We start from the raw sequence: 18,257 nt of genomic DNA, 5'->3' as shown, positions 1-18,257 counted from the left end.
GACAGGATGAAGGCTTGCTCATCACCCGCTGCGACAGCATTCACACCTGCTTCATGCGCTTTGCCATTGACGTTGTTTACCTGGATCGGACTGCCAACGTGGTCAGGCTCGCCCCTGGACTCAAGCCTTGGCGGTTTCATTTGGGTGGGCGAGCGGCCGTGCACACCTTGGAACTGAGCGCTGGCTCTATCCACCGGCTCGGCATCAAGGTGGGTGACTCGCTGGCGGCTCTACTGCCCTGTGCACGCTTGGGGACCGAGTCACCATGAACGCCCTATCTCTTCCCCTCTTGAGCCGCACTTCGCGCCCCACACAGCGTGGAGCCACGATGGTAGAAATGGCCATCGTGGCGCCGGTACTGCTCTTGTTGACCATGGTTTTGATCCACCATGGCCTGCTGTTTTTTGCCAAGAACCAACTCAACCATGCGACCTTTATGGCCGCGCGTGCAGGGGCGGTCAACTCGGCCAACCCGGACGTGATGTTGAAGGCCCTTACGGACGCCATGGTGCCGATGTACGGGGGCGGCTTGAACGACGCGCAGCTGCAGGTGTCTCGCGACCGTGCGAAACAGGCCATTGATATCACTCAGGGCAAGGTGCTGAAGACCAATTGGCGAGTCATCACCGTGATCAACCCCACCACCGCCAGCTTCAACGATTGGGCTGATCCGGCCTTGATGACTCAGCCAGGCGGCTTGCGCGTGATCCCTAACAGCGGGCTGGAGTACCGGCCGGTAGTGGTCGGCCCCAGCTCTGGGCAAACGATTCAAGACGCCAATGTCCTGCGCATCCGCGTCATCATGGCCTATCAACCTCGGGTGCCCTTGGTAATGACGGCCTATCGTTTGGTGCTGGCCTCCCAGCGCCAGCTCGGCCTGACCGTGGACCCGTTGTTTGCCGCCATGGTGGATGCCGGGGCGGATGCCGATGGCTTTGGCGGCTACATCCCACTGCAGGCCTATGCCACCCTGCAAATGCAGTCGGACGCACTCGAGTACCCCTAAGGGTTAAGCAGCATGGGCGCCAAGCCCGCTCAAGGGCTGAGCAGAATCTTCCAAGCGCGACCCATCATCCCGCGACTCGAAGCCGCTTTGTCCCGCCAACGGCTACCACCTGGAAGAGCACTGGCCAGCGCATACAGCGCCCAGCGTAGGGCAAACCCGGCCCAGGTGACGAAGTCATAGAGCCACAGACCTTGGCCTCCTCGCATCTGACGATAGAACTGCCGAGGGCCTTTCAGCGAAGATAGCAGCACATCGCCTTGCTGCTGCTTCATGCTTTCGCCTTGGTAGTGGATGATGGACGCCTCGGGCGTGTAGAGCACTCGGCCACCCGCCTGCTTCAAGCGATGGCACAACTCCATATCTTCGCCATACATGAAGTAGTCGGGGTTAAAAAGGCGTCCACCCAAGGCGCTGCCGCGCAAGATCATGCAGGCACCGCTGACCCAATCGACTTCCATGTTCTGCGGCACATCCCGGTCGAGGTAAAGCGGCATGGGCCGCCATGACGCCGGCAGCAAGCGGTCTAGGAAAAAGTAGTGATTGGCCAAATTCAGCAGGCGCGGATAAGCGCCACCCGTCCATCGCTGCAAACTCATGTCGCCATTGAGCAAGCGGCAACCGGCCACGGCCACCTCGGGCTGTCTGTCCATCAAAGCGACGAGCTTGCCAATAGCGCCGTCCAGCACCACGGTGTCCGGGTTCAAAAGCAGGACATGGCGCCCCTGACACAAAGGCAAGGCTTGGTTATTGGCCTTGCCAAAGCCCAAGTTGTCTTGATTGGCCAGTAGAGTGGCTTCAGGGAACTCGGCAGCGACCATGGCCGCGCTGCCATCTGCAGAGGCGTTATCCACCACGATGACCTGCATGCGTGCCATGGGCAAGCCAGCTTGGTCCCGCAATGATTGCAAGCACAGGCGCAACAGGTCGCGCACATTCCAATTCACCACGATGATGGAGACGTCAATCATGCTCGAGCTCGCTGTGGCAGGTTCTTCGGACGGAAATGCCCTGCTGGTCAATACACATCATGGTCTGCCCCAAACACCACCCAGTCTTCAAAGACATGCGGGTTGGCAGGCAGCGTCACAGGCAAAGGCTTGTGCACCACCAAGGGTTGGGCCACACGGCGTCGCCTGAAACCGCAGGCTTTCATGACCAGGTCTCTGGGGCCGGTGGTCGACATGGCGTGCACAGCGGTGACGCCCTGGCGCTTCAGCGAGAGCAGGGCTTGCTGCAGCGCTGCTTCTTGCGGAGCGTCCGCCACACCCAGCATCTCCGAGAGCAAAGCCATGCGCGGCAATGTGTGGTCGCCCACCACCACCAAACCCTCCAGCTGCCCATTCCGCCAAGCGGTGTGCCAAACGTAGTTGCGTTGCGCATGGGGGCCAAATCGCCAGAGCAAACGTCCAGGCGTAGGGGCCACACGTAAACGGCCGTGCGGCAACTTGGCACGCCCCAGAAAGTCTGCAAGCTCGGCCTCTGTGGGGGCGCCTTGCCGTGTCTCGAACCCTTGAGAGGACCCTAAAGACAAGAGCCCCAAAGCCCGAACTGCCCAACCTCTTGGACCGGCAATGCCCAATGACTCTCGCGGGTCAAGGATCCGCACCCAAAGAGGCACATCGCCAACATGGTCGGAGTTGAGCTTGCTGACCTGCAGTTTGAGGGCCAATACATTCGGCAAGCCGTACAGCAATTGCATGCCGCGTTGCCCAGCCAGCTCTATGCATTCGCTACACAAGCGCAGGGCCAAGGGCAGGCCGCGATGGTCCGGGTGCAGCATGATGTCGAGGGCTTGGCCACCGAGCACACGTTTGCCACCGAGGCGCATGGCCGTGGGCCAAAAACCGTAGTAACCCACAATATCAGTGTCGGCAATAGCCACCAGAGCCACCATGGGGCCGTCTGGGTTCTCGTAAACCTTCCAGCGAAAGTGCTCGGCTGATCGCTCGACACCGAAAACCGTGTGGAACAGCCGATTCACGCCTTCATCGTCAGCGGCGGTTGCCTCTCTGACTTGGATGGGCACTGCCTTCTGCGAAGTCATGATGCCCTTAGTTTCGACCTGCCAAAATGGCACGCCAGCCCGGCAAACTGGCCTCCAGAAAGGCCTCAGCATAGCCTTGCCCGGTGCGCGCCAACAGAGTGGAGCGATAGGTGTTCAAGCCCTCTATGGCGCGACAGTAATCCACATCAGCCAATTGACTCTTATAGAGCTTGAGCAAGGCCAGCTTGCGGGGGAACTCCGCCGATATGTCGACCGTGCGATTGGCGGGTACAGGGCTCCACACTTCATAAGAGCGCAGCAGCAGTCGCTGCTGCCACGGCCCCGGCGTGGCGTTCAATGCTGCGTCCAGCAAAAGGTTGGCCCGCCAATGGTCTTCCAGCAAGTCGGTGATCGCGGGGACGTAGATCAAATCCGGTTGAAAGCGCTCCAGCACGGCCCTCAAGCCCGCGACAGCATGGGTAGAGGCGTCGACTTCGCTGTCAGGAATGCCCAGAAACTCTACCGCCTGCACGCCCGCGCCAGCAGCCCAGGCTCGGGCCTCGGCTTCGCGAGTCTGGCGCACCCAAGCGACCAAGGCAGCGCGTTCGTCGGCGGGCAGAGTGGGGTCTTGCAGCCGCTTGCAGCCATTGCGCCCATCTGTGAGTTGCAAGACGGTCACCTCGGCCCCTTGCGCCACATGCTTGAGGATCGTCCCACCACAGCCAATGGCTTCATCATCGGCGTGGGGGCTGATGACCAGCACTTTGCGTTCTGGCCAAGCATCAATGGGGCGAGGCCAGCGGTCGTGACCAGACAGCATCAGGGCAATGGCCAATGAGTTGCGCGCATCTGGCCGCAGAAATCGAACCACCGTTTGGCGCAAAATTTGAATCAACATCATGTCGGCAAAACCTCACCGCGCCCGGGCCTGAAGCCAACGGTCTCGAACATCTTCGTACACTGCCATTTGCAGAGCGGCGACAGTATCCCAATTAAATCGTCGCGCTTGTTCACGGGCGAGCGCTCCCCTGAGCAGAAGTTCATGGTCAGGGGCAGCGCACGCTTGGATCAGCGCTTGGCTGTAGCCTTCTACGTCATAGGGCGCAACACGCCAGCAAGCCGTCGAGGACACCTCGTTCATCGGCGCCTGGTCCCACACCACCGCCGGTTTGCCGGCCGCATTGGCCTCCGCCACGGTCATCCCGAAGGTCTCAATTCGTGAGGGCATGGCCAGGCAGCGGTGAGTTCTCAACAGTTCACGACGCTGCTCGGGGCTGTAGCGACCAAAGATCTGCACCTTACCTTCAAGGCCCCAGCGCTGCAAGCAGGCATGCAACAGCTCTGGCTCCTGCAAATTACCTGCAATGGTCAAGCGAGGCCTTTGCTCAGTCGGAATGCGCGCGTAGGCTTCCAACAATAAATCTATGCCCTTGGTGCCGATCTCCACGCGCCCCATGAACAAGATGCCTTGTCCGGCCTGCAGGGGCACATCAAAAAGATCATCATCGACACCGTTGGGAATGACGTCAGTGCGGGCCTGATCGTTCCAGCGACGAATCGTCGCTTCCATGGAAGGTGTCAGCACAATGAAGTTGCGATACAGCTTCAACCCGACTTGCTGTCCCCAATGAAAGGGCAGCTTGAGCTTGCGGGTGTAATCCCAGGCACTGAACCACTGCACTGACGCAATGTGCGGCACCGTGCGACGGCGGAACAGCGGCACATGGGTGGCGCCGCAAGGCGGCATGAAGTCCTCTACCAAGAGGTCATGCTCGAAGCGACGCACCGCCTGCGGGAGCTTGAACAAGTAAGTGATGTGATGCGACGAGCCGTGATTCCTGATCTTGTGGCCCAAGCGCAGGTAGCGGATACCGTCTCGGATCACTTCCGGCGTGGAGCCAGCGAAGGTCGGCGTAAGCACCGTGACTTCGTGATGTTTGGCGATGCGTCGATAGAGTTGCAGCGTCCGGATCGGCCCACCACCAGAAACCGGGTTGTCTACATCATCGGGATCCAGATGCAGGATTCTCATCGCGGGCCTTCAGCGCGTTGCCCGCACACTGGCATGCCACTGCCGCAGGCGATGCCACCAGTCTGCGCTCAGCACACCGCTCAGTCGAACACTCACGTACCAAGCCACAAGCCCCGCCACCAAAGCCCATAGAGGCTCTGCGATCGGCTGCACAAAGTGCACCGCACGCAAGCCCAAGACGCCGATGAACAAGCTGAACAAGTGACGCAGTGCGAGGCTTGGCAACTCAGGAAACGCGAACCTCTTTGCAGCCCAAACAATGCGCATTCCCAGGCAGGACAAGAGCGCGATCAAGCTTGCCCACGCTGCCCCCATCGCCCCCCACTGGCCTGTCAGCAGCAGCAAGGCCAAGGTCAGCACGACAGCTGAGACCAATAGGCTCCGCATGTCCGCGCTTTGGGCCTTGGCAGCCAACATGGCTGAAGAGAGAATTTGCTCAACCATGGCGACAGCGGTGCCGAGCGCCATCCAGAAAAACACAGTCCCCGCTGCCTGTAAATGGGGCGGGTAAATCACATACACCACCAAGGTTGCCAATGCAGCCAGACCAATGCCGAAGAGGCCGCCCAGCAGCATGATCTGAGCCAGAACCTCGCGGAACATCTGCTTGAAACGACCTTCATCTTCTTGCAGCAAGCGCGCCAGAGTGGGCATCAGTGCTTGCGCGGCCATGATTGGGAGCATGAGTGCAGCCTCATAGAGGCGGGCGCTGGCCGCAAAAATGGCCACCTCAGCCAAGTCGCGTGTGTACTCCAGCACCAAAACATTCAGCCGCAATATCAGCGCGGCCAGAATCACAATGCCAATGAAGGTTGGGATTTCTCTGAGGTTGCGCTGCAGAAAGCCCCAGTTGACTGACGGCCAACGGACGTCAGGAACCACTGAAGACATCTTGTAATAGAGCGCGACCATGCACCTCAACACGAAGATGCAGACAAACACACCCAGCAAGCCATAACCCAGTTTGATGGCCAGTACGCCAAAGATCAGCCGCCCCAACGCCTCAAGGCCTTGCACCTTGGCAATCAGGTCCATGCGTTCGAGCCCCAGCAAGGCGCACTCCGCCACCAGGATCCAGGCGACAGGGATCATGGTGAGCGCAAGACAGTCCATCGGGCCGTGCAAGGCATCGTCGAACTGAGTCAGGCCATAAACATAAACACCAAGCCCCATCAAGATAGCCATCGGCAAACTCAGGGCAAAGGCGTTGGAGACCTCTTCAGAAGCCTTTTCGGGATCGGTGGCAACGCGTCGAATCAAGGGCACTGACAAACCCAATAAGGGCAAGGAGTGCAGCATCATCAATACACCCAACATGAGGGCGTATCCACCCAACTCCTCTGCGGGCAACAGCCGTGTGAAGATCCAAAACTGACCGAAGTTCACCACTGCCATGATGAGCCGCAGAAACACCGCCGACCCGAGGGCCGACCACAAGGTGCTAGGCTTTCTCATGCGGCGGGTCCGGGGCCAGATTCACTGGCCAACCTGCTGACTGCACGCAGCAAGCCCGCAGTCATCCACAGCATGGCAACACGCTGGTCTACGTAGTAATTGTCCGAACTGAAGTAGATGGCCTGCCCCAGCAAACTGGCCAGCAGACCCATGGCTAGCGTCAACAGGACCGGGTCTTTGAAGCGCTTGAGCGGCCATGGCGTTCTCAAGAACTTGATCAAGATGACACAAAACAGCAGCAGCGCCGGGATACCCAACTCAGCCGCCATCAGCAAGTAACCGTTGTGCACCACCACCGAGCGCAACTGCTTTTGAAAGTCCTCTGAGACGGTGGCATAAAGCGGCCCGTTGTAGGCGTAGGTGGAGCGGTTGTAGGCCCCGAGGCCGACGCCCTTCACCGGATTGCCCTCAATGATGGCCATGGCTTGATCGTTCAGGACCATGCGTCCTTCAAAGGATCGGTCGTCAGACTCCGTGAGCCGCAAGATGGTCTGCGGAAACATGGCAACCAGGAGCATCAGCGCGCCAATCGACAGCAGCACCGCACCAGCCAAGCGGCGCCCTGAGATAGCCCCTAGGCGGATCATCAGGGCGAACAACGCGACTCCCGCAATGCCCGCAGACAGCCATCCCCCGCGCGACAAGGTCAGCACCAACATCACTGAGGCCACCAACAACACCGCCCAGACAAAAGCCAGCACCCGTGCGGCGATGAAGCGATAACCCAGCAAGGCCAAGGACAGGACCACCGGAATCACCATCACCATATGGTGTGCCAAGCCGTTGGGGTGCCCCGTGAAGCCGCCAGGACGAATAGCCTCGCCTGCGCCGCCAAAATTCACCATAAAGGCCGACGACTCATTCTTGCTGCCCGGCAAACCCAAGGGTTGTTTGGTCACGACCTGAAGCGCCACCCAAATGAGTTGCAGCAAAACAATCATGCCCACACCAAACAGGATGGCGCGCACGTCCCGCATCTCTCGCACCGAGATCACGGCCGCGTAATAGGCCGCCACAATCAAGGTATAGGCCAACGCCGTCGCCAGTGCCAAGGGACCCTGAGGTGAGCCGATGGCGGAGATCCAAACCCAGGCCAGAAAAATGGCGATCAGTGCGTCAATGGATTCCAGTTTGGGCAAAGTCTTGGTGACCATGAACCAGCGCACAAAAGCCATGCCCAACAAGACGATGGAGATGGCTTGCGCGGCATACAGATAAAGCCCAGGCGAGTAATACAGCTCCACTGGCGGAAAGATCGCCTTGCTCATGTCCATGGGCACCAGACCAAAGGTCAGTGCCAGGAGACTCGCGCGGTAGTTCCGCAACCATAGGAACACACAGCCGCACAAGACAACGGCCACCATGGCCGCCGACTTGGTCGGCGACACCCCCACCATCACCATGGCAGAGACGACCGCCGCTCCACAGGCCAGAATCGACCAGAAGGCGGACTCCAACAGGGGGAGCCCGGCGCGCATCAGCCGCCCGTCCAGCGAATCTGCCGCTGTGACTGCCGGTTGAGCACCACACCCGCAATGCGGTCCTGGCCCACGCAAGCCACGCCCAATGCGGTGTCTAAAGCCTGCTTGACCACCTCGCCCGTGGTGACGCGAGTGTCCACCACCACAATGGCTTGGTCGACCAAGGCCAGCAAGGCGCCGCAGGCCGATAGCTCAGGGGCGTCAATGATTGTCAGGGGGAAGCGCGCACGCACCTTATCGAGCGCGGTACGTAAGCGAGCCCCGCGAAAGAGTTGGCTGGCGTGATAACCGTTACCGCGCCAAAGCTGCCACAGACATGGACTGGGAGCTTGGGTGACAAGACCATCCAAAGGCGCCCCTGACAATAGCTCCGCCAAGCCCGCCGAAGCCACTTCGGCCGGGTTGGCCGTGATACCTGCGTCCACCAAGAGAACATCACCCTCTTGGTGCCTAGCGGCCGCTTGGGCCAATAGACGGGCAATCAGCGACTTACCCTCTCCCGGCTTGGCACTGGTGACGACAAACACGCGCCCCTCAACGGAGCCTTCGCTGTCTTGCCGCAAGTGCAAGGCCATGCGGTCCACGGACAGCGTGTCGATAGAAGGCAAGTCAGATCCGCCAAACAACTTGGAAAACATGCGCTCACCCACCTCTGTGCTGCTCGAGCGAACGGCGCGCTTTGCGGCTCAACTCGCTGACTTGACCCAAGACCGGCAAGCCCAGCGTCTGTCTGACATCTTTGGGCGAACGCATGCGTCCGTCCATGAATTCACGCACACCCGCCAACAGCAGGCCCAAGGCCAAGCCCAAGATAGGGCCCAGCACCATCAACATAAGCTGCTTGGCCTTGCCTGAGCCAGAGGCCGCACTGGCGTTGTCCACCACGGTGCGGGCTTGGTTCTCTTCTTGATTGGCCTGAAGGTACAACTCGATCTGATCCAGTCGCTTGCGCAACTCGACATAGCGCTCTTGGGCCAAGTTACGTTGCCGTTCCAAGCGGCCGAGATCCGCGTTGGTCCTGACACCATCGCCCATTCCCTGACGCAAGCGGGCCTCTGCCGCTGCGAGGCGCCGCTTCACCGCCTTCACGGGCTCCGCATCGTCGGTGTAGAGCTGGCGGGCTTGATCCAACTGAATCTGCAACTCCATCATGTGATTCTTGAGTTGCCCAGAGCCGCCATCGGCCTCACCTTGCAGTGAAGCGCCCGTGCGTGCGGTCACCAACGAGCCCCCCGTGCCATCGGCCTCAGCTCGACGCGCTTGGCGCATCAGCACCTCGGTCATCTCGCCCTCCACGGCACGCAGCTCGTCACGAGCCTGGATCATCTGTCGCTCGATCAGGCGGCTGGTGGTGGTGGCCTGTTGCTGTGACTGCTCTGCCGACAGCTTCAGATAACCTTCGATGAGCGCAGCCAAGATTTTGGGCGCCAACTCACCATCAGTGGACTCCAGCTCAATCTCTAACACGTTGGAGGAGGTGTCTGCCGTACCCGAGCGGCGTGGGCTGATCTTGATGCCCTTGAGCAACTGATCCACCAGGGCATCAACGGGAGGGCCAACTTTGGCGTCCTCACCGACGTAATCATCTTCGATGCCCAGCAGCTTGGAGACCTTGTTCTTCACATGGTCCATGGGCTTGAAGGCAAGCTGTCCCTCGGTGAGCTTGAAGCGGCGAATGACGTCCGCCGCGTTGGAGCGCGTCATCAGCAGCTCCATCTCCGTCTCGATCTTGCGCGCCACCGGGTCCGGATAAGGAGAGTCGCGGTAGGCGGCCAGACCCGAAAGAAAAGCTGGCGTGCCTTGTTGCTCGGTCTGGATCCAGATGCGGGCCGTCGTCGTGTAGACCTTCTTCTGCCCACCCAACAGCCACAGGGTCACAGCAGTAAGCACTGCCATGGTGATCAGGATCAAGATGGCCTGCCTTGCGAGCATGGCCAAGCCGTCTTGCAGGGTCATCGCCGGTTCTGCGGCACTGCCTGGAGGGCTGAAAAGGGACTGTGTGGAGGACATGACGCTGTAAGGAGTTTGGCCCGCGCTCATGGGGTGTTGGAGCGCAAGTTGTAGGACAGGCCAACTGCGCTGTTCCGGATCAGTGGGAACAAATTGAATACATATTGGTTCAGCTGATCACCCAGCGTGGAGATACCCGACTTAGGCAGCAGCACCACGTCGAAGGGTTGAAGTTGGATGTCCTTGTTCGGCGCTCTGAAGTAGGTGGCAGACAAACGCAGCGGGAAGACCTCCACCTTGTCGTTAGCCCCTCGGCGCAAGATGACCATCTGCGTCACGTCGCCACTGGGCAGTTGACCACCGGCTTCGATCAAAGCCTGGAGCAAAGACAGACCCGGGCGATAAGCCAACACGCCTGGGCGCGCCACTTCGCCGCCCACAAAAACCTGGGTGGCTTGGGTGCTCCGCGCAATGATGTTGGGCCTGAGATTGGCCAAACCCGCTCGGCCAGTGCCCTCGCCGCCTACCCGGACGTTTTGCGTGCCGAAGGTTCGCACCAAGACGGACACCTCCGGCGAGCGCAGAAACTTAGCGTAGCGCTGCTTAAGTTGAGCCTGCAACTCCTCGGGGCTCAGGCCCTCAGCCTGCACCACGCCCACCATCTGCAGTTGCAGCTTGCCATCCGGCCGCACCCGCACCGACTCATTGAGCGTGGGCATGTAGGGAAACTTGATTTCCAACTCATCGTTGGTGTGAAGCAAGTACTCGCGACTGCCCGGGCCGCCGGATAAAGCCGTCAGACGCTCCCGCACCTCATCCTGCACGTCTTCGGGCGATCTTCCTTTGACATGCAATGTGCCAATCATGGGCAGGCTGACCTTGCCGTCGGGCCGAACTTTCAATGCCAAGTCGAACTGCGGCGCGTCGGGGACACGCAGATCAAACTCATCGCCCACACCAAACCGGTAAGGTGGCAGCGCTGGCTCGGTCTCCATGCCGCCTGGCAAGGCGCCCACCTCGGCCGAAGCCTGAGCCGCCGCTACTTGGCCGTCCATGTCCAGGCGAAGAAACGGCACGGGGCCGGACGATTGAACCGGTGGCTTGAGGCTGCTGCAGGCGCCTAGGCTGACCACGACCAACAGCCCCGCGATAAGGCGGAGCACACGGGCCAGACTGAATGAGGCTTGGCGAGTGGGGTTCATAACAGGTCAATCGTATTCACGGTATCCAGGCTGCCGGCATAGGGAGGCGTTACATCGCCCGTAGCCCCAGCCGCCCGCCCATACAGCACGCTCAGCGTCACTTCGTATTGCGACAAAACCACGGGCCAACTGAAGGCTTCGACTGCCCTCTGGCGATTGGCCCGCGACATCCGCTGGCGTTCTTCAGGATCAGCCAACAAGGCATCCAAGGCTTCAGCACAACTGTCTGAGTCCTTGAAATACCAGGCCCCTTCACGAACCACCCAGCGATTAAAGCGATTGTCGTGTGCCAGAACCGGATTTCCAGCACCCATGGCCTCAACCAGTGACGGATTTGTGCCTCCTACTTGGTGTCCATGCAAATAAAGTAGCCCGTGCAGCCTCAAAGCGTTGACGACCTCATGGTCATAGATCGCTCCGGCGAAGACCACTTCTTGGCTGGCCGCTGCCATGACTTTGGCGTGAAACGCGCTTTGCTGAGGTTTGTAACTGCCCAAAACCAGCAGTTTGACCCCACGGGCACGCGCGGAAAACGCCCGGACGATCTCGTACACCGAGTTCTCAGGCTCGGCGCGCGCAATCAACGTCACAAACTGGCCCGGCTCAACGCCCAATGGCGCCAACAGGCGGGTGGAGGCCTCCCGGATGATGTCGGTGCCATAGGGAATGGTGCTGATCTTGCGTTTGTGGACCCGCCCAGCCAAGTGGCGAGCAATCATGGGGTGATCGGCCAGCAAGTGACTCCCCCCCATGCACCCCGCCCAATCGTTCAGATACAACCAAGCCTTGGCCAACGGGCCCCATTTGTCACGGGCCCATTCAATGCCATCCATATTGATCACATGGCAAATGCCAGCCGCGCGCAATCTCAGACCCAACACCGCAGTGTTGTAACCGAGCGTCAGCACCAGCGGTGTCTTTTCGCGCACGGCATGCTTGATACAAGCCCAATCGAAGTGGATGCTGTTCAAGGCGGTGTCTTCGCCCACGCCAATGTGGACGCGCCGAACCCCTTGCCACTCAGATTCAGTCAATAAACCCTTTTGGTCTTCTTGGCAGTAAACGGTGACTTCCCATCCGCAACGCACAAGATATGGCGCCAAACGTTCAGCAAAAGTTTCGAAACCGCCATGTTGCGCGGGCACACCACGAATGCCCATGATGGCAATTCGGCGCGATTGAGTGTTGGTCATGACTGCAGGTGCGCCAAAGACGCCAAATTCTGATCCTCAAGGTCGGGTGAATCACTCACCGCCGAGAGGATGCTATTCAAACAGTTATACAAGCTATCGCGGCCACTTCGCGTAGAAAAGGTGTGATCCGCACGCTCAATCGTGGTCAAGTGCACGCAAGTGCTGGCCATGACCGTCTGCAAGTCAGGGCCGGCCAGTTGGCGCAGCAAGGCCTGTCCGGGGTCACCCTCGGAGAACACAAAGGTCAGGGGAGTTCCGTGACGGATCACTTGTCTCAAGTCGCTCACCACATCCTCAGGCAGTGGCCAGTGCAGTCGCCGCCCCCAATGGCGAGAAACGTCTTGCACTCGACCCAGGAGACGGGCCCAAACAGCCCGGACAATCACATTGACATGCACCTGCCCCCGCAACAACTTCAACCAGCGAGCAGGGTCTTTCAAGGAGCGTACTGCGCCGTGCGCAATATCGATCTGTCCAAAAGCATGGTGAGTCGGGTCCAGAGACATGCCAGAACGCCAGTGATAGACCGAGGGGTGATCACCACCACTTGCTCAAGGCCTAGTCCTGAGACGGCGCAGCGCCACGCGTGATAAGCCCCCGAGCATAAGCCCACCAGGCGAACCTGCGTCACCCCTTCAGTTTGCGTCAACCACTGCAGGGCAGCACGCACATCCTCCACGCACCGAGCATCGTAGACGACGTCCGCGCGGGCCGTGGGCTCGCTCGCAGCACGAGCCGCGCTCTCCCCGAGGCCCGCCAGGTCAAGCCGCAGGCACAGCTCGCCCTCGGCGGCGCGTTCCCGCGCGTAGGCGACCCATAGCCGATGCGGTCCAATGCGCCGCTCCGCACCGCTGGACAAAAAAACTGTCGCACGCACAGCTCTGCTCAAGGGCCGCGTGCATTGCGCTACCAAGCCGGGGCCATAGGTCACAACCTCTTCAGTCCAACCAGAGCCTGCCACAGCACAGGCCGCAGGCCACACAAGGTCAGCGCAGTCGGTCGGAGGGAAGCCTGGCTGAAGCAAGCTGTCGAGCAATGGCCCACTCAAGTCTGGCCAGACTGCGGAATGTGCGGTGTCTGTCACTCCTGCAAGATCATCACGCCCTGTGCAGACCATGGCTTCAACGCCAGCCCAAGCCGCGAGCCCAGCTTTGGCGGCTTCAGGCAAAGGCCTGTCGCTGCGCTCCAGGATGGTCACCGGACACGGTGCGGGGTGCCTTTGCGCGAGCAACGTCGGCCACTGGGCCGCACCCACTGCCTGGGCACTCCGGGCGTCCAGCACAAATCCTCCGGCGACGGCCTCTCCCTCCTGCAAGGGCTCGTCCACCGCACCCTGGCTGAGCAGACGAGCCTCGCGCAAAAAGGCGCGACCGGAGGCTACCGGCGCCACGAGCAGCAGCGAGGCGACGAGATCAGCGCGCTGACGCAGGCGGTCAGCCACCTGCGCTGCCATCAAGGCACCCAAGCGCAAACCTAAGAGGTGGACCTTGGGCGCGCCCGTCACTTGCCGCAGCGCCGAGGCCGCATCTTCCAGAGCATCCACCCAGCTTGACCAGGCTGAAGCCCCGGATGGCCGCGCCAAACTGTCGCCCTCTCCGGGTAAGTCCAAGCGCAACACAGGCACGCCCTGCTGCGCAAGGCTCAGCGCCAGCGCGCGCCAGCCCGCGTAGGCGCCGATCTCTTCGTCGCCCCAGGTTGGGCACATCAACACCGGATGCGCCACGGCTGCCTGCGCCGGGGCATGCCACCAGCACAGCACCGAGCCCCCCCGGGTGTCGAGGTAGAACGGCTGCGCAGCGAGGCCCAAGCCCGGCTGCACGCTCAAGCCCCTCCGCTGATCACAGCGGGCGTTAAGCCATTGATGGCCTGCACCAGGCCGCGGAATGCGCGCACTTTGGGGCCACTGGGTCTCAAAACCACCGTGCGTGAACCGGCCGGGGCCAAGTCAAACCACTCGTGGTCCGCCACCCAGCCTTCGGCCTCAAAGTGCAGGCCACGCGCCGCGCGCTGGGTGCCCACCGTCACGCGTCGTGACCCATCAGCTTGGGCCTCGGCCCGGGCGCTCAAGCCCAGCTCTTGCCCCTGCAAGCCCGCCACCGTAGGGAGGAACATCAAGCGCTCGGACAGCACATCGCCTTGCTCATTGCGCCAGCAGGCCCACAGCACATTGGCCACCGGCGGCCCAAAGCGATAGGCCCAGTTGATGTCCAGAAAGCCCTCGAGCAAAGCCTGCGCCGGCACCGCCGTGACTGAATGGCCCGCCACCGCCACCGGTGCGCGGCCTTCGGCCACCAAGACATGCCCATCGCGGAACAGCTTGAGCTCCAACTCGCCGGCTACCGCGTCGGCCGGGTCGTTGACCACCTGCAGGGTGACGCCGTTCAGCCCCTCATCGGTCAGCAGCAAGCTGCGGGCTTGCCACGCCGCAGCCAAGCCATGAAAGCCTGACTTGGGCCGTCCACAGTCATCCAGGACGCCCCAGCCTGCACCGGGGCGCAGGTCGCGCAGCGTGAACACCAAGGCGCCGCGGCAGACCGAGCCCGCCGAGCGCCAGCGCGCAAAAGCGGCGGCCATGGTTTCGGCCACGGCCGCCCGGCCCAGCATGAGATGCCGTGCCGGGTCGTAAGCGCGCAGTTGATCGGCCCGAACACCGTAGAGGGCTTCCACGTAGTGATCGCGCACGTCGTCAAAGTCCCAGCCGGCGCCCAGGTCGCGCGGTGCGCCTTGCTTCCAGACGGGGCCATGCACCCGAGCCGCCTGGCCCTGAGACTGTTCGCGCAGCGTGGCCAAGGTGTCGTCACCGGGAATGTTGGCAAAGGCCAGGGCCTCGGTAGCAAAGCTCAGGCGGCTGCTGGCAGCGTCCTCCAAGGAGCGCTTGTAAGCCCCCACGCCGTAGTAAGAACAAGTGCCCACCGCCGGCTGAAAAGGCAGCGCCCCACCATGGGCGCTGGAAGGCCAGTAAGCCACGCCTGGCAACACCTTAGCCAACAGCTCGGGCAGGTGCTGATGAAACAGCGCGGGCGTCCAGGCCTCGCGCGGCGCACCCCACATCGCGGCTTGTTGCTCAACTTCTGAGTTACCGCAGACCACCACCACGCTGGGACGGGCCTGCCATTGCTGGGCCTGCTGGCTGACCTCGGCCTCGACCTCGGCCCTGAAGGCCGCGTCCTCGCCGGGGTAGTCCATATTGGCGAACATCAGGTCTTGCCACACCATCACGCCCAGCGCGTCGCAGGCGTCGAAGAAAGCGGGGCATTCATACACCATAGGCCCAGCCAAGCGCAGCATGTTCAGCCCCGCTGCACACAGCGGCTGCAGCAGGTCTTGGTACTGCGCCGCAGGGGCGTGCAGCGACAGCGCGTCAGACGGTGTCCACACGGCCCCCCGGGCAAAAACGGGCACACCGTTGACTTGCAGGCCAAAGCCTTGCTGGGCGGTGTCCAGCGTCACCGTCCTGAAGCCCACGTGGCCTAAGTGCTGCGCAGCCTCGCCACTTGGCCAGTGCAGCGACACCTGGTAGAGCGCAGGCCGGCCGTGGGTGTGCGGCCACCACAAGGCGGGCTGCGGCACCACCGCCTCCGCCTGCCAGTGCCCGTCGTCGCCCAGTTGCAGACCGGCTTGCACCTGCTGCTCGCCGCACACCACGTAGATGAAGGCCCCGCGCAGGGCCTCACAGTCCTGAGTGGCCAGCGACACACGCAGCCGGCCTTGGCCTTCGACCACCTCAGCCTGCCAGCTCAGGTGGGTCAAGCGGCGGGCCGCCAGTGGTTCGCACCACACCCCGCGCCAAGGGCCTATGGCCGGCGCATTGGGAGACCAGCCCGGCGTGCGACCCAGGAGGGTGGTCCGCACCCAGCGCAATTGCTGCTGGGGCACCATGGGCGTGCGCCATCGCGGGCGGCCACGCCGCTGGGCCAGCAGAGGGGCCAAGGGCTCGCAGCGAATCAGCAGCTCATTGCCGAGCGGCCTCACGCCCTGCGGGAGCAGCAGCTCATGCTGACGAAACATGTTCTGGCTGTGCAGCAGCGCTTCACCGTTCAAGCTGACGCTGGCCAGCGTGGCCAGGCCGTCCAGCCCCAAGCACAGCGGCTGACCAGGCTCAGCGCCCACTGGCGCATCAAACCGGCATCGGAAGCACCAGCCTTCTTGGTCAAAGTCTCGGGTTGACGAGGCCAAGCTCCAAAGACCGGCCTGCTGCAACCCGGCCGCCACGGTCATGGGGCCGGGCAAGGCGATCCAGTCTGCGCCCTCGTCTGGTGCTGCATCGCCCTCCTGCCGCGCCATGGCCCACTGGCCCTGCAAGGGCTGGCACAGCGGGCTGTCGGGGACGCGAGCAAGACGGCGCATGGCGAAAGACCCCTTAGGCGGTCAGCTCTTCAACGGCCGCCTGGATCGCCGCCACGCTGGAGAACACAGCGCGGGTCAGCAAGTGGTCGGGGAACTCAATGTCGAACTCGCCTTCCAGCGCCAACATGACATTGACGCTGGCATGCGAGGTCATGCCCGCAGCGTACAGGTCAGCATCAGCGGCCAAGCCTGCAGCGTCTTGCGACAGCTTGCCATGCTTGGCGAGGATGGCGCGGATGCGCTCAGCAACAGAAGCACTCATGAGAAATCTCCAAGTAAAAAGTCAAACACATTCGGGGCATGCGGTCTCATGGGCCACGGCAACGACCAAGGCACAGGCCTGCTCGCCGTCATGGCTCAAAGATACCGTCATGCTGCGCACGCCCAACGCCTGGGCATGCGCCAGGGCTCGGCCATGCAGGCGCAGCTCCGGCGCGCCAGAGGGCAGGCTAAACACTTCAATCTGTCGCCAATCGACGCCCACCTCAGACAAGCCAAAAGCCTTGATGGCCGCTTCTTTGGCGGCAAAGCGCGCTGCCAAGCGCTCTACGCCCCCATCGACGCTTTCGGCCGCAACGGCTTGCTCTTGAGCGGTGAACAAGCGCTGCACAAAGCGCGGACCAAACGCCGCCAGGGATTCCCGCAGGGACGACAAGGCCACGGTATCGATGCCTGCACACAGGCGCAAGCCCGGAACAGCCTGGGCTGCCCAGCGGGGGTCGATCTGGAGGGACTGCATGGTGGGGACGGTGGCAGCGTTGAAAACAAAGGGCTCAATGTCACCGACCACCCGTGCGCCAGGAGCACAGGCTGGTTGCACCGGCCCCTAGGGGCCAGAGGCGGGCGGACGATAACGGAGCTAACGTCATCATGGGTAGAGGCCATGGACAAAGCGTCTCAGCCCTCGCCACACCACCATAGCCAACTCATGCCCGCCATCAAAGGCCTGCCACTGCACCTGAGCGCCAGCGCTGTGCAACATGTCGCGCAAACCTTCGCCCGCACTGAAGGCCAGATCTTTGTCAGCTCGGCCATGGGTGAGCCACACCGGCATGTCGGCCAGGCGCGGCAGCAAAGGCTGCCAGGTCTCGAGGTCAATGCGCGACGCCGACATCAAGGCCAGGGCATCGGCCTGCGCATCAGCATGCTGCAGCAGGTAGTCCACCGCCAGCATTCCGCCTTGCGAGAAGCCGGCCAGCACCAACGGCAGCTCAGGGTGTTCCGCCCGAGCTGCCAGGGCAGCCTCATGCAAGGCCGCCCTCGCACGCGCACGCTCTTTGGGGGAGCGCTGGGCCAAGTCCACAGGCCCTAGCGCCAATGTGGCTTCACGCTTGGCCAGATCGACCGGCCACCAGGACAGTGAGCCATCAGGGTAGTGCACCGGGCCTGCAGGACAACGCACCACGGCCTGAGGCTCCAGCACCTTGGCAAAGGGCTCCAGGGTTTGGGGCAACATGGTCAAGCCATGCAGCAGCAGCACCTGACAGCGCGGTGCGTCGGCTGATGTATTCAAGGAAAGTGAGGACATGACGAAAAAGCAGGTGAAAGACAAGCCCGTCGGCGCAAGCTTGATGCGATCCCCTGCCAGAGACAAAATTTCGCGTGAT

At 61.9% G+C, this 18,257-nt stretch carries 17 protein-coding genes; 2 read left to right on the top strand and 15 right to left on the bottom strand.

Annotation, left to right across the window (positions count from 1 at the left end; translation table 11 throughout):
* Positions 1 to 269: DUF192 domain-containing protein (locus tag ACIQ3Q_RS11925; RefSeq protein WP_396269300.1), on the top strand; the 269-nt coding region annotated here is incomplete at its 5' end.
* On the top strand, positions 266 to 1,006 hold the full coding sequence (locus ACIQ3Q_RS11920; RefSeq protein ID WP_396269299.1) for a TadE/TadG family type IV pilus assembly protein: 741 nt from the start codon (positions 266 to 268) through the stop codon (positions 1,004 to 1,006). The genes ACIQ3Q_RS11925 and ACIQ3Q_RS11920, both read left to right, overlap by 4 nt.
* A 29-nt stretch (positions 1,007 to 1,035) precedes the next feature.
* On the opposite strand, the gene ACIQ3Q_RS11915 is transcribed toward ACIQ3Q_RS11920, so the two are convergent.
* The 15 genes from ACIQ3Q_RS11915 to ACIQ3Q_RS11845 form a co-directional block, all read right to left on the bottom strand.
* Positions 1,036 to 1,974, bottom strand: a complete 939-nt coding sequence (locus tag ACIQ3Q_RS11915; protein WP_396269298.1) for a glycosyltransferase family 2 protein — start codon at positions 1,972 to 1,974, stop codon at positions 1,036 to 1,038.
* A 47-nt stretch (positions 1,975 to 2,021) separates the two neighbouring features.
* Positions 2,022 to 3,050 (bottom strand): GNAT family N-acetyltransferase, encoded by a 1,029-nt coding sequence (locus ACIQ3Q_RS11910; protein ID WP_396269297.1) that lies wholly within the window; start codon positions 3,048 to 3,050, stop codon positions 2,022 to 2,024.
* Between the two features lie 7 nt (positions 3,051 to 3,057).
* A complete protein-coding gene (locus tag ACIQ3Q_RS11905; protein ID WP_396269296.1) occupies positions 3,058 to 3,891 on the bottom strand; it encodes a PIG-L deacetylase family protein in 834 nt (277 codons plus the stop codon).
* A gap of 12 nt (positions 3,892 to 3,903) precedes the next feature.
* Entirely contained in the window at positions 3,904 to 5,022 is a 1,119-nt protein-coding gene (locus ACIQ3Q_RS11900) for a glycosyltransferase family 4 protein (protein WP_396269295.1), read from the bottom strand.
* A 9-nt stretch (positions 5,023 to 5,031) separates the two neighbouring features.
* Positions 5,032 to 6,477: a lipopolysaccharide biosynthesis protein gene (locus ACIQ3Q_RS11895; RefSeq protein WP_396269294.1), complete on the bottom strand. Its 1,446-nt coding sequence runs from the start codon at positions 6,475 to 6,477 to the stop codon at positions 5,032 to 5,034.
* Entirely contained in the window at positions 6,474 to 7,955 is a 1,482-nt protein-coding gene (locus ACIQ3Q_RS11890; RefSeq protein ID WP_396269293.1) for an O-antigen ligase family protein, read from the bottom strand. Before ACIQ3Q_RS11890 ends, ACIQ3Q_RS11895 begins: the two co-directional genes overlap by 4 nt.
* A complete protein-coding gene (locus tag ACIQ3Q_RS11885) occupies positions 7,955 to 8,596 on the bottom strand; it encodes a hypothetical protein (RefSeq protein ID WP_396269292.1) in 642 nt (213 codons plus the stop codon). Before ACIQ3Q_RS11885 ends, ACIQ3Q_RS11890 begins: the two co-directional genes overlap by 1 nt.
* 4 nt (positions 8,597 to 8,600) lie before the next feature.
* On the bottom strand, positions 8,601 to 9,914 hold the full coding sequence (locus tag ACIQ3Q_RS11880; protein WP_396269291.1) for a hypothetical protein: 1,314 nt from the start codon (positions 9,912 to 9,914) through the stop codon (positions 8,601 to 8,603).
* An 80-nt stretch (positions 9,915 to 9,994) separates the two neighbouring features.
* Positions 9,995 to 11,110, bottom strand: a complete 1,116-nt coding sequence (locus ACIQ3Q_RS11875) for a polysaccharide biosynthesis/export family protein (protein WP_396269290.1) — start codon at positions 11,108 to 11,110, stop codon at positions 9,995 to 9,997.
* On the bottom strand, positions 11,107 to 12,303 hold the full coding sequence (locus ACIQ3Q_RS11870; protein ID WP_396269289.1) for a DUF1972 domain-containing protein: 1,197 nt from the start codon (positions 12,301 to 12,303) through the stop codon (positions 11,107 to 11,109). The genes ACIQ3Q_RS11875 and ACIQ3Q_RS11870 overlap by 4 nt, the downstream gene beginning before the upstream one ends.
* Before the next feature lie 436 nt (positions 12,304 to 12,739).
* Complete coding sequence (locus ACIQ3Q_RS11865) at positions 12,740 to 14,122, bottom strand: alpha/beta fold hydrolase (RefSeq protein ID WP_396269301.1); 1,383 nt, start codon at positions 14,120 to 14,122, stop codon at positions 12,740 to 12,742.
* Positions 14,123 to 14,124: 2 nt separating this feature from the next.
* Complete coding sequence (locus ACIQ3Q_RS11860; protein ID WP_396269288.1) at positions 14,125 to 16,650, bottom strand: glycosyl hydrolase 2 galactose-binding domain-containing protein; 2,526 nt, start codon at positions 16,648 to 16,650, stop codon at positions 14,125 to 14,127.
* Between the two features lie 13 nt (positions 16,651 to 16,663).
* Complete coding sequence (locus ACIQ3Q_RS11855) at positions 16,664 to 16,912, bottom strand: acyl carrier protein (protein WP_396269287.1); 249 nt, start codon at positions 16,910 to 16,912, stop codon at positions 16,664 to 16,666.
* 21 nt (positions 16,913 to 16,933) lie between these two features.
* Positions 16,934 to 17,389, bottom strand: coding sequence for a holo-ACP synthase (acpS, locus tag ACIQ3Q_RS11850; RefSeq protein ID WP_396269286.1), 456 nt, complete (start codon positions 17,387 to 17,389; stop codon positions 16,934 to 16,936).
* Between the two features lie 129 nt (positions 17,390 to 17,518).
* Positions 17,519 to 18,178: an alpha/beta hydrolase gene (locus ACIQ3Q_RS11845; RefSeq protein WP_396269285.1), complete on the bottom strand. Its 660-nt coding sequence runs from the start codon at positions 18,176 to 18,178 to the stop codon at positions 17,519 to 17,521.
* Positions 18,179 to 18,257 lie beyond the last annotated feature (79 nt).

Origin of the sequence: Ideonella sp., assembly GCF_044358605.1 — a bacterium.
Classification (GTDB): Bacteria; Pseudomonadota; Gammaproteobacteria; order Burkholderiales; family Burkholderiaceae_C; genus Ideonella.
The sequence above is the reverse complement of the archived record's forward strand: the minus strand, read 5'-3'. Positions and strand labels throughout refer to the sequence as shown.

Coding starts and splice junctions, on each gene's coding strand:
- ACIQ3Q_RS11920 (WP_396269299.1), top strand. CDS start 266: ATGAACGCCCTATCTCTTCCCCTCTTGAGCCGCACTTCGCGCCCCACA.
- ACIQ3Q_RS11915 (WP_396269298.1), bottom strand. CDS start 1,974: ATGATTGACGTCTCCATCATCGTGGTGAATTGGAATGTGCGCGACCTG.
- ACIQ3Q_RS11910 (WP_396269297.1), bottom strand. CDS start 3,050: ATGACTTCGCAGAAGGCAGTGCCCATCCAAGTCAGAGAGGCAACCGCC.
- ACIQ3Q_RS11905 (WP_396269296.1), bottom strand. CDS start 3,891: ATGATGTTGATTCAAATTTTGCGCCAAACGGTGGTTCGATTTCTGCGG.
- ACIQ3Q_RS11900 (WP_396269295.1), bottom strand. CDS start 5,022: ATGAGAATCCTGCATCTGGATCCCGATGATGTAGACAACCCGGTTTCT.
- ACIQ3Q_RS11895 (WP_396269294.1), bottom strand. CDS start 6,477: ATGAGAAAGCCTAGCACCTTGTGGTCGGCCCTCGGGTCGGCGGTGTTT.
- ACIQ3Q_RS11890 (WP_396269293.1), bottom strand. CDS start 7,955: ATGCGCGCCGGGCTCCCCCTGTTGGAGTCCGCCTTCTGGTCGATTCTG.
- ACIQ3Q_RS11885 (WP_396269292.1), bottom strand. CDS start 8,596: ATGTTTTCCAAGTTGTTTGGCGGATCTGACTTGCCTTCTATCGACACG.
- ACIQ3Q_RS11880 (WP_396269291.1), bottom strand. CDS start 9,914: ATGACCCTGCAAGACGGCTTGGCCATGCTCGCAAGGCAGGCCATCTTG.
- ACIQ3Q_RS11875 (WP_396269290.1), bottom strand. CDS start 11,110: ATGAACCCCACTCGCCAAGCCTCATTCAGTCTGGCCCGTGTGCTCCGC.
- ACIQ3Q_RS11870 (WP_396269289.1), bottom strand. CDS start 12,303: ATGACCAACACTCAATCGCGCCGAATTGCCATCATGGGCATTCGTGGT.
- ACIQ3Q_RS11860 (WP_396269288.1), bottom strand. CDS start 16,650: ATGCGCCGTCTTGCTCGCGTCCCCGACAGCCCGCTGTGCCAGCCCTTG.
- ACIQ3Q_RS11855 (WP_396269287.1), bottom strand. CDS start 16,912: ATGAGTGCTTCTGTTGCTGAGCGCATCCGCGCCATCCTCGCCAAGCAT.
- acpS (WP_396269286.1), bottom strand. CDS start 17,389: ATGCAGTCCCTCCAGATCGACCCCCGCTGGGCAGCCCAGGCTGTTCCG.
- ACIQ3Q_RS11845 (WP_396269285.1), bottom strand. CDS start 18,178: ATGTCCTCACTTTCCTTGAATACATCAGCCGACGCACCGCGCTGTCAG.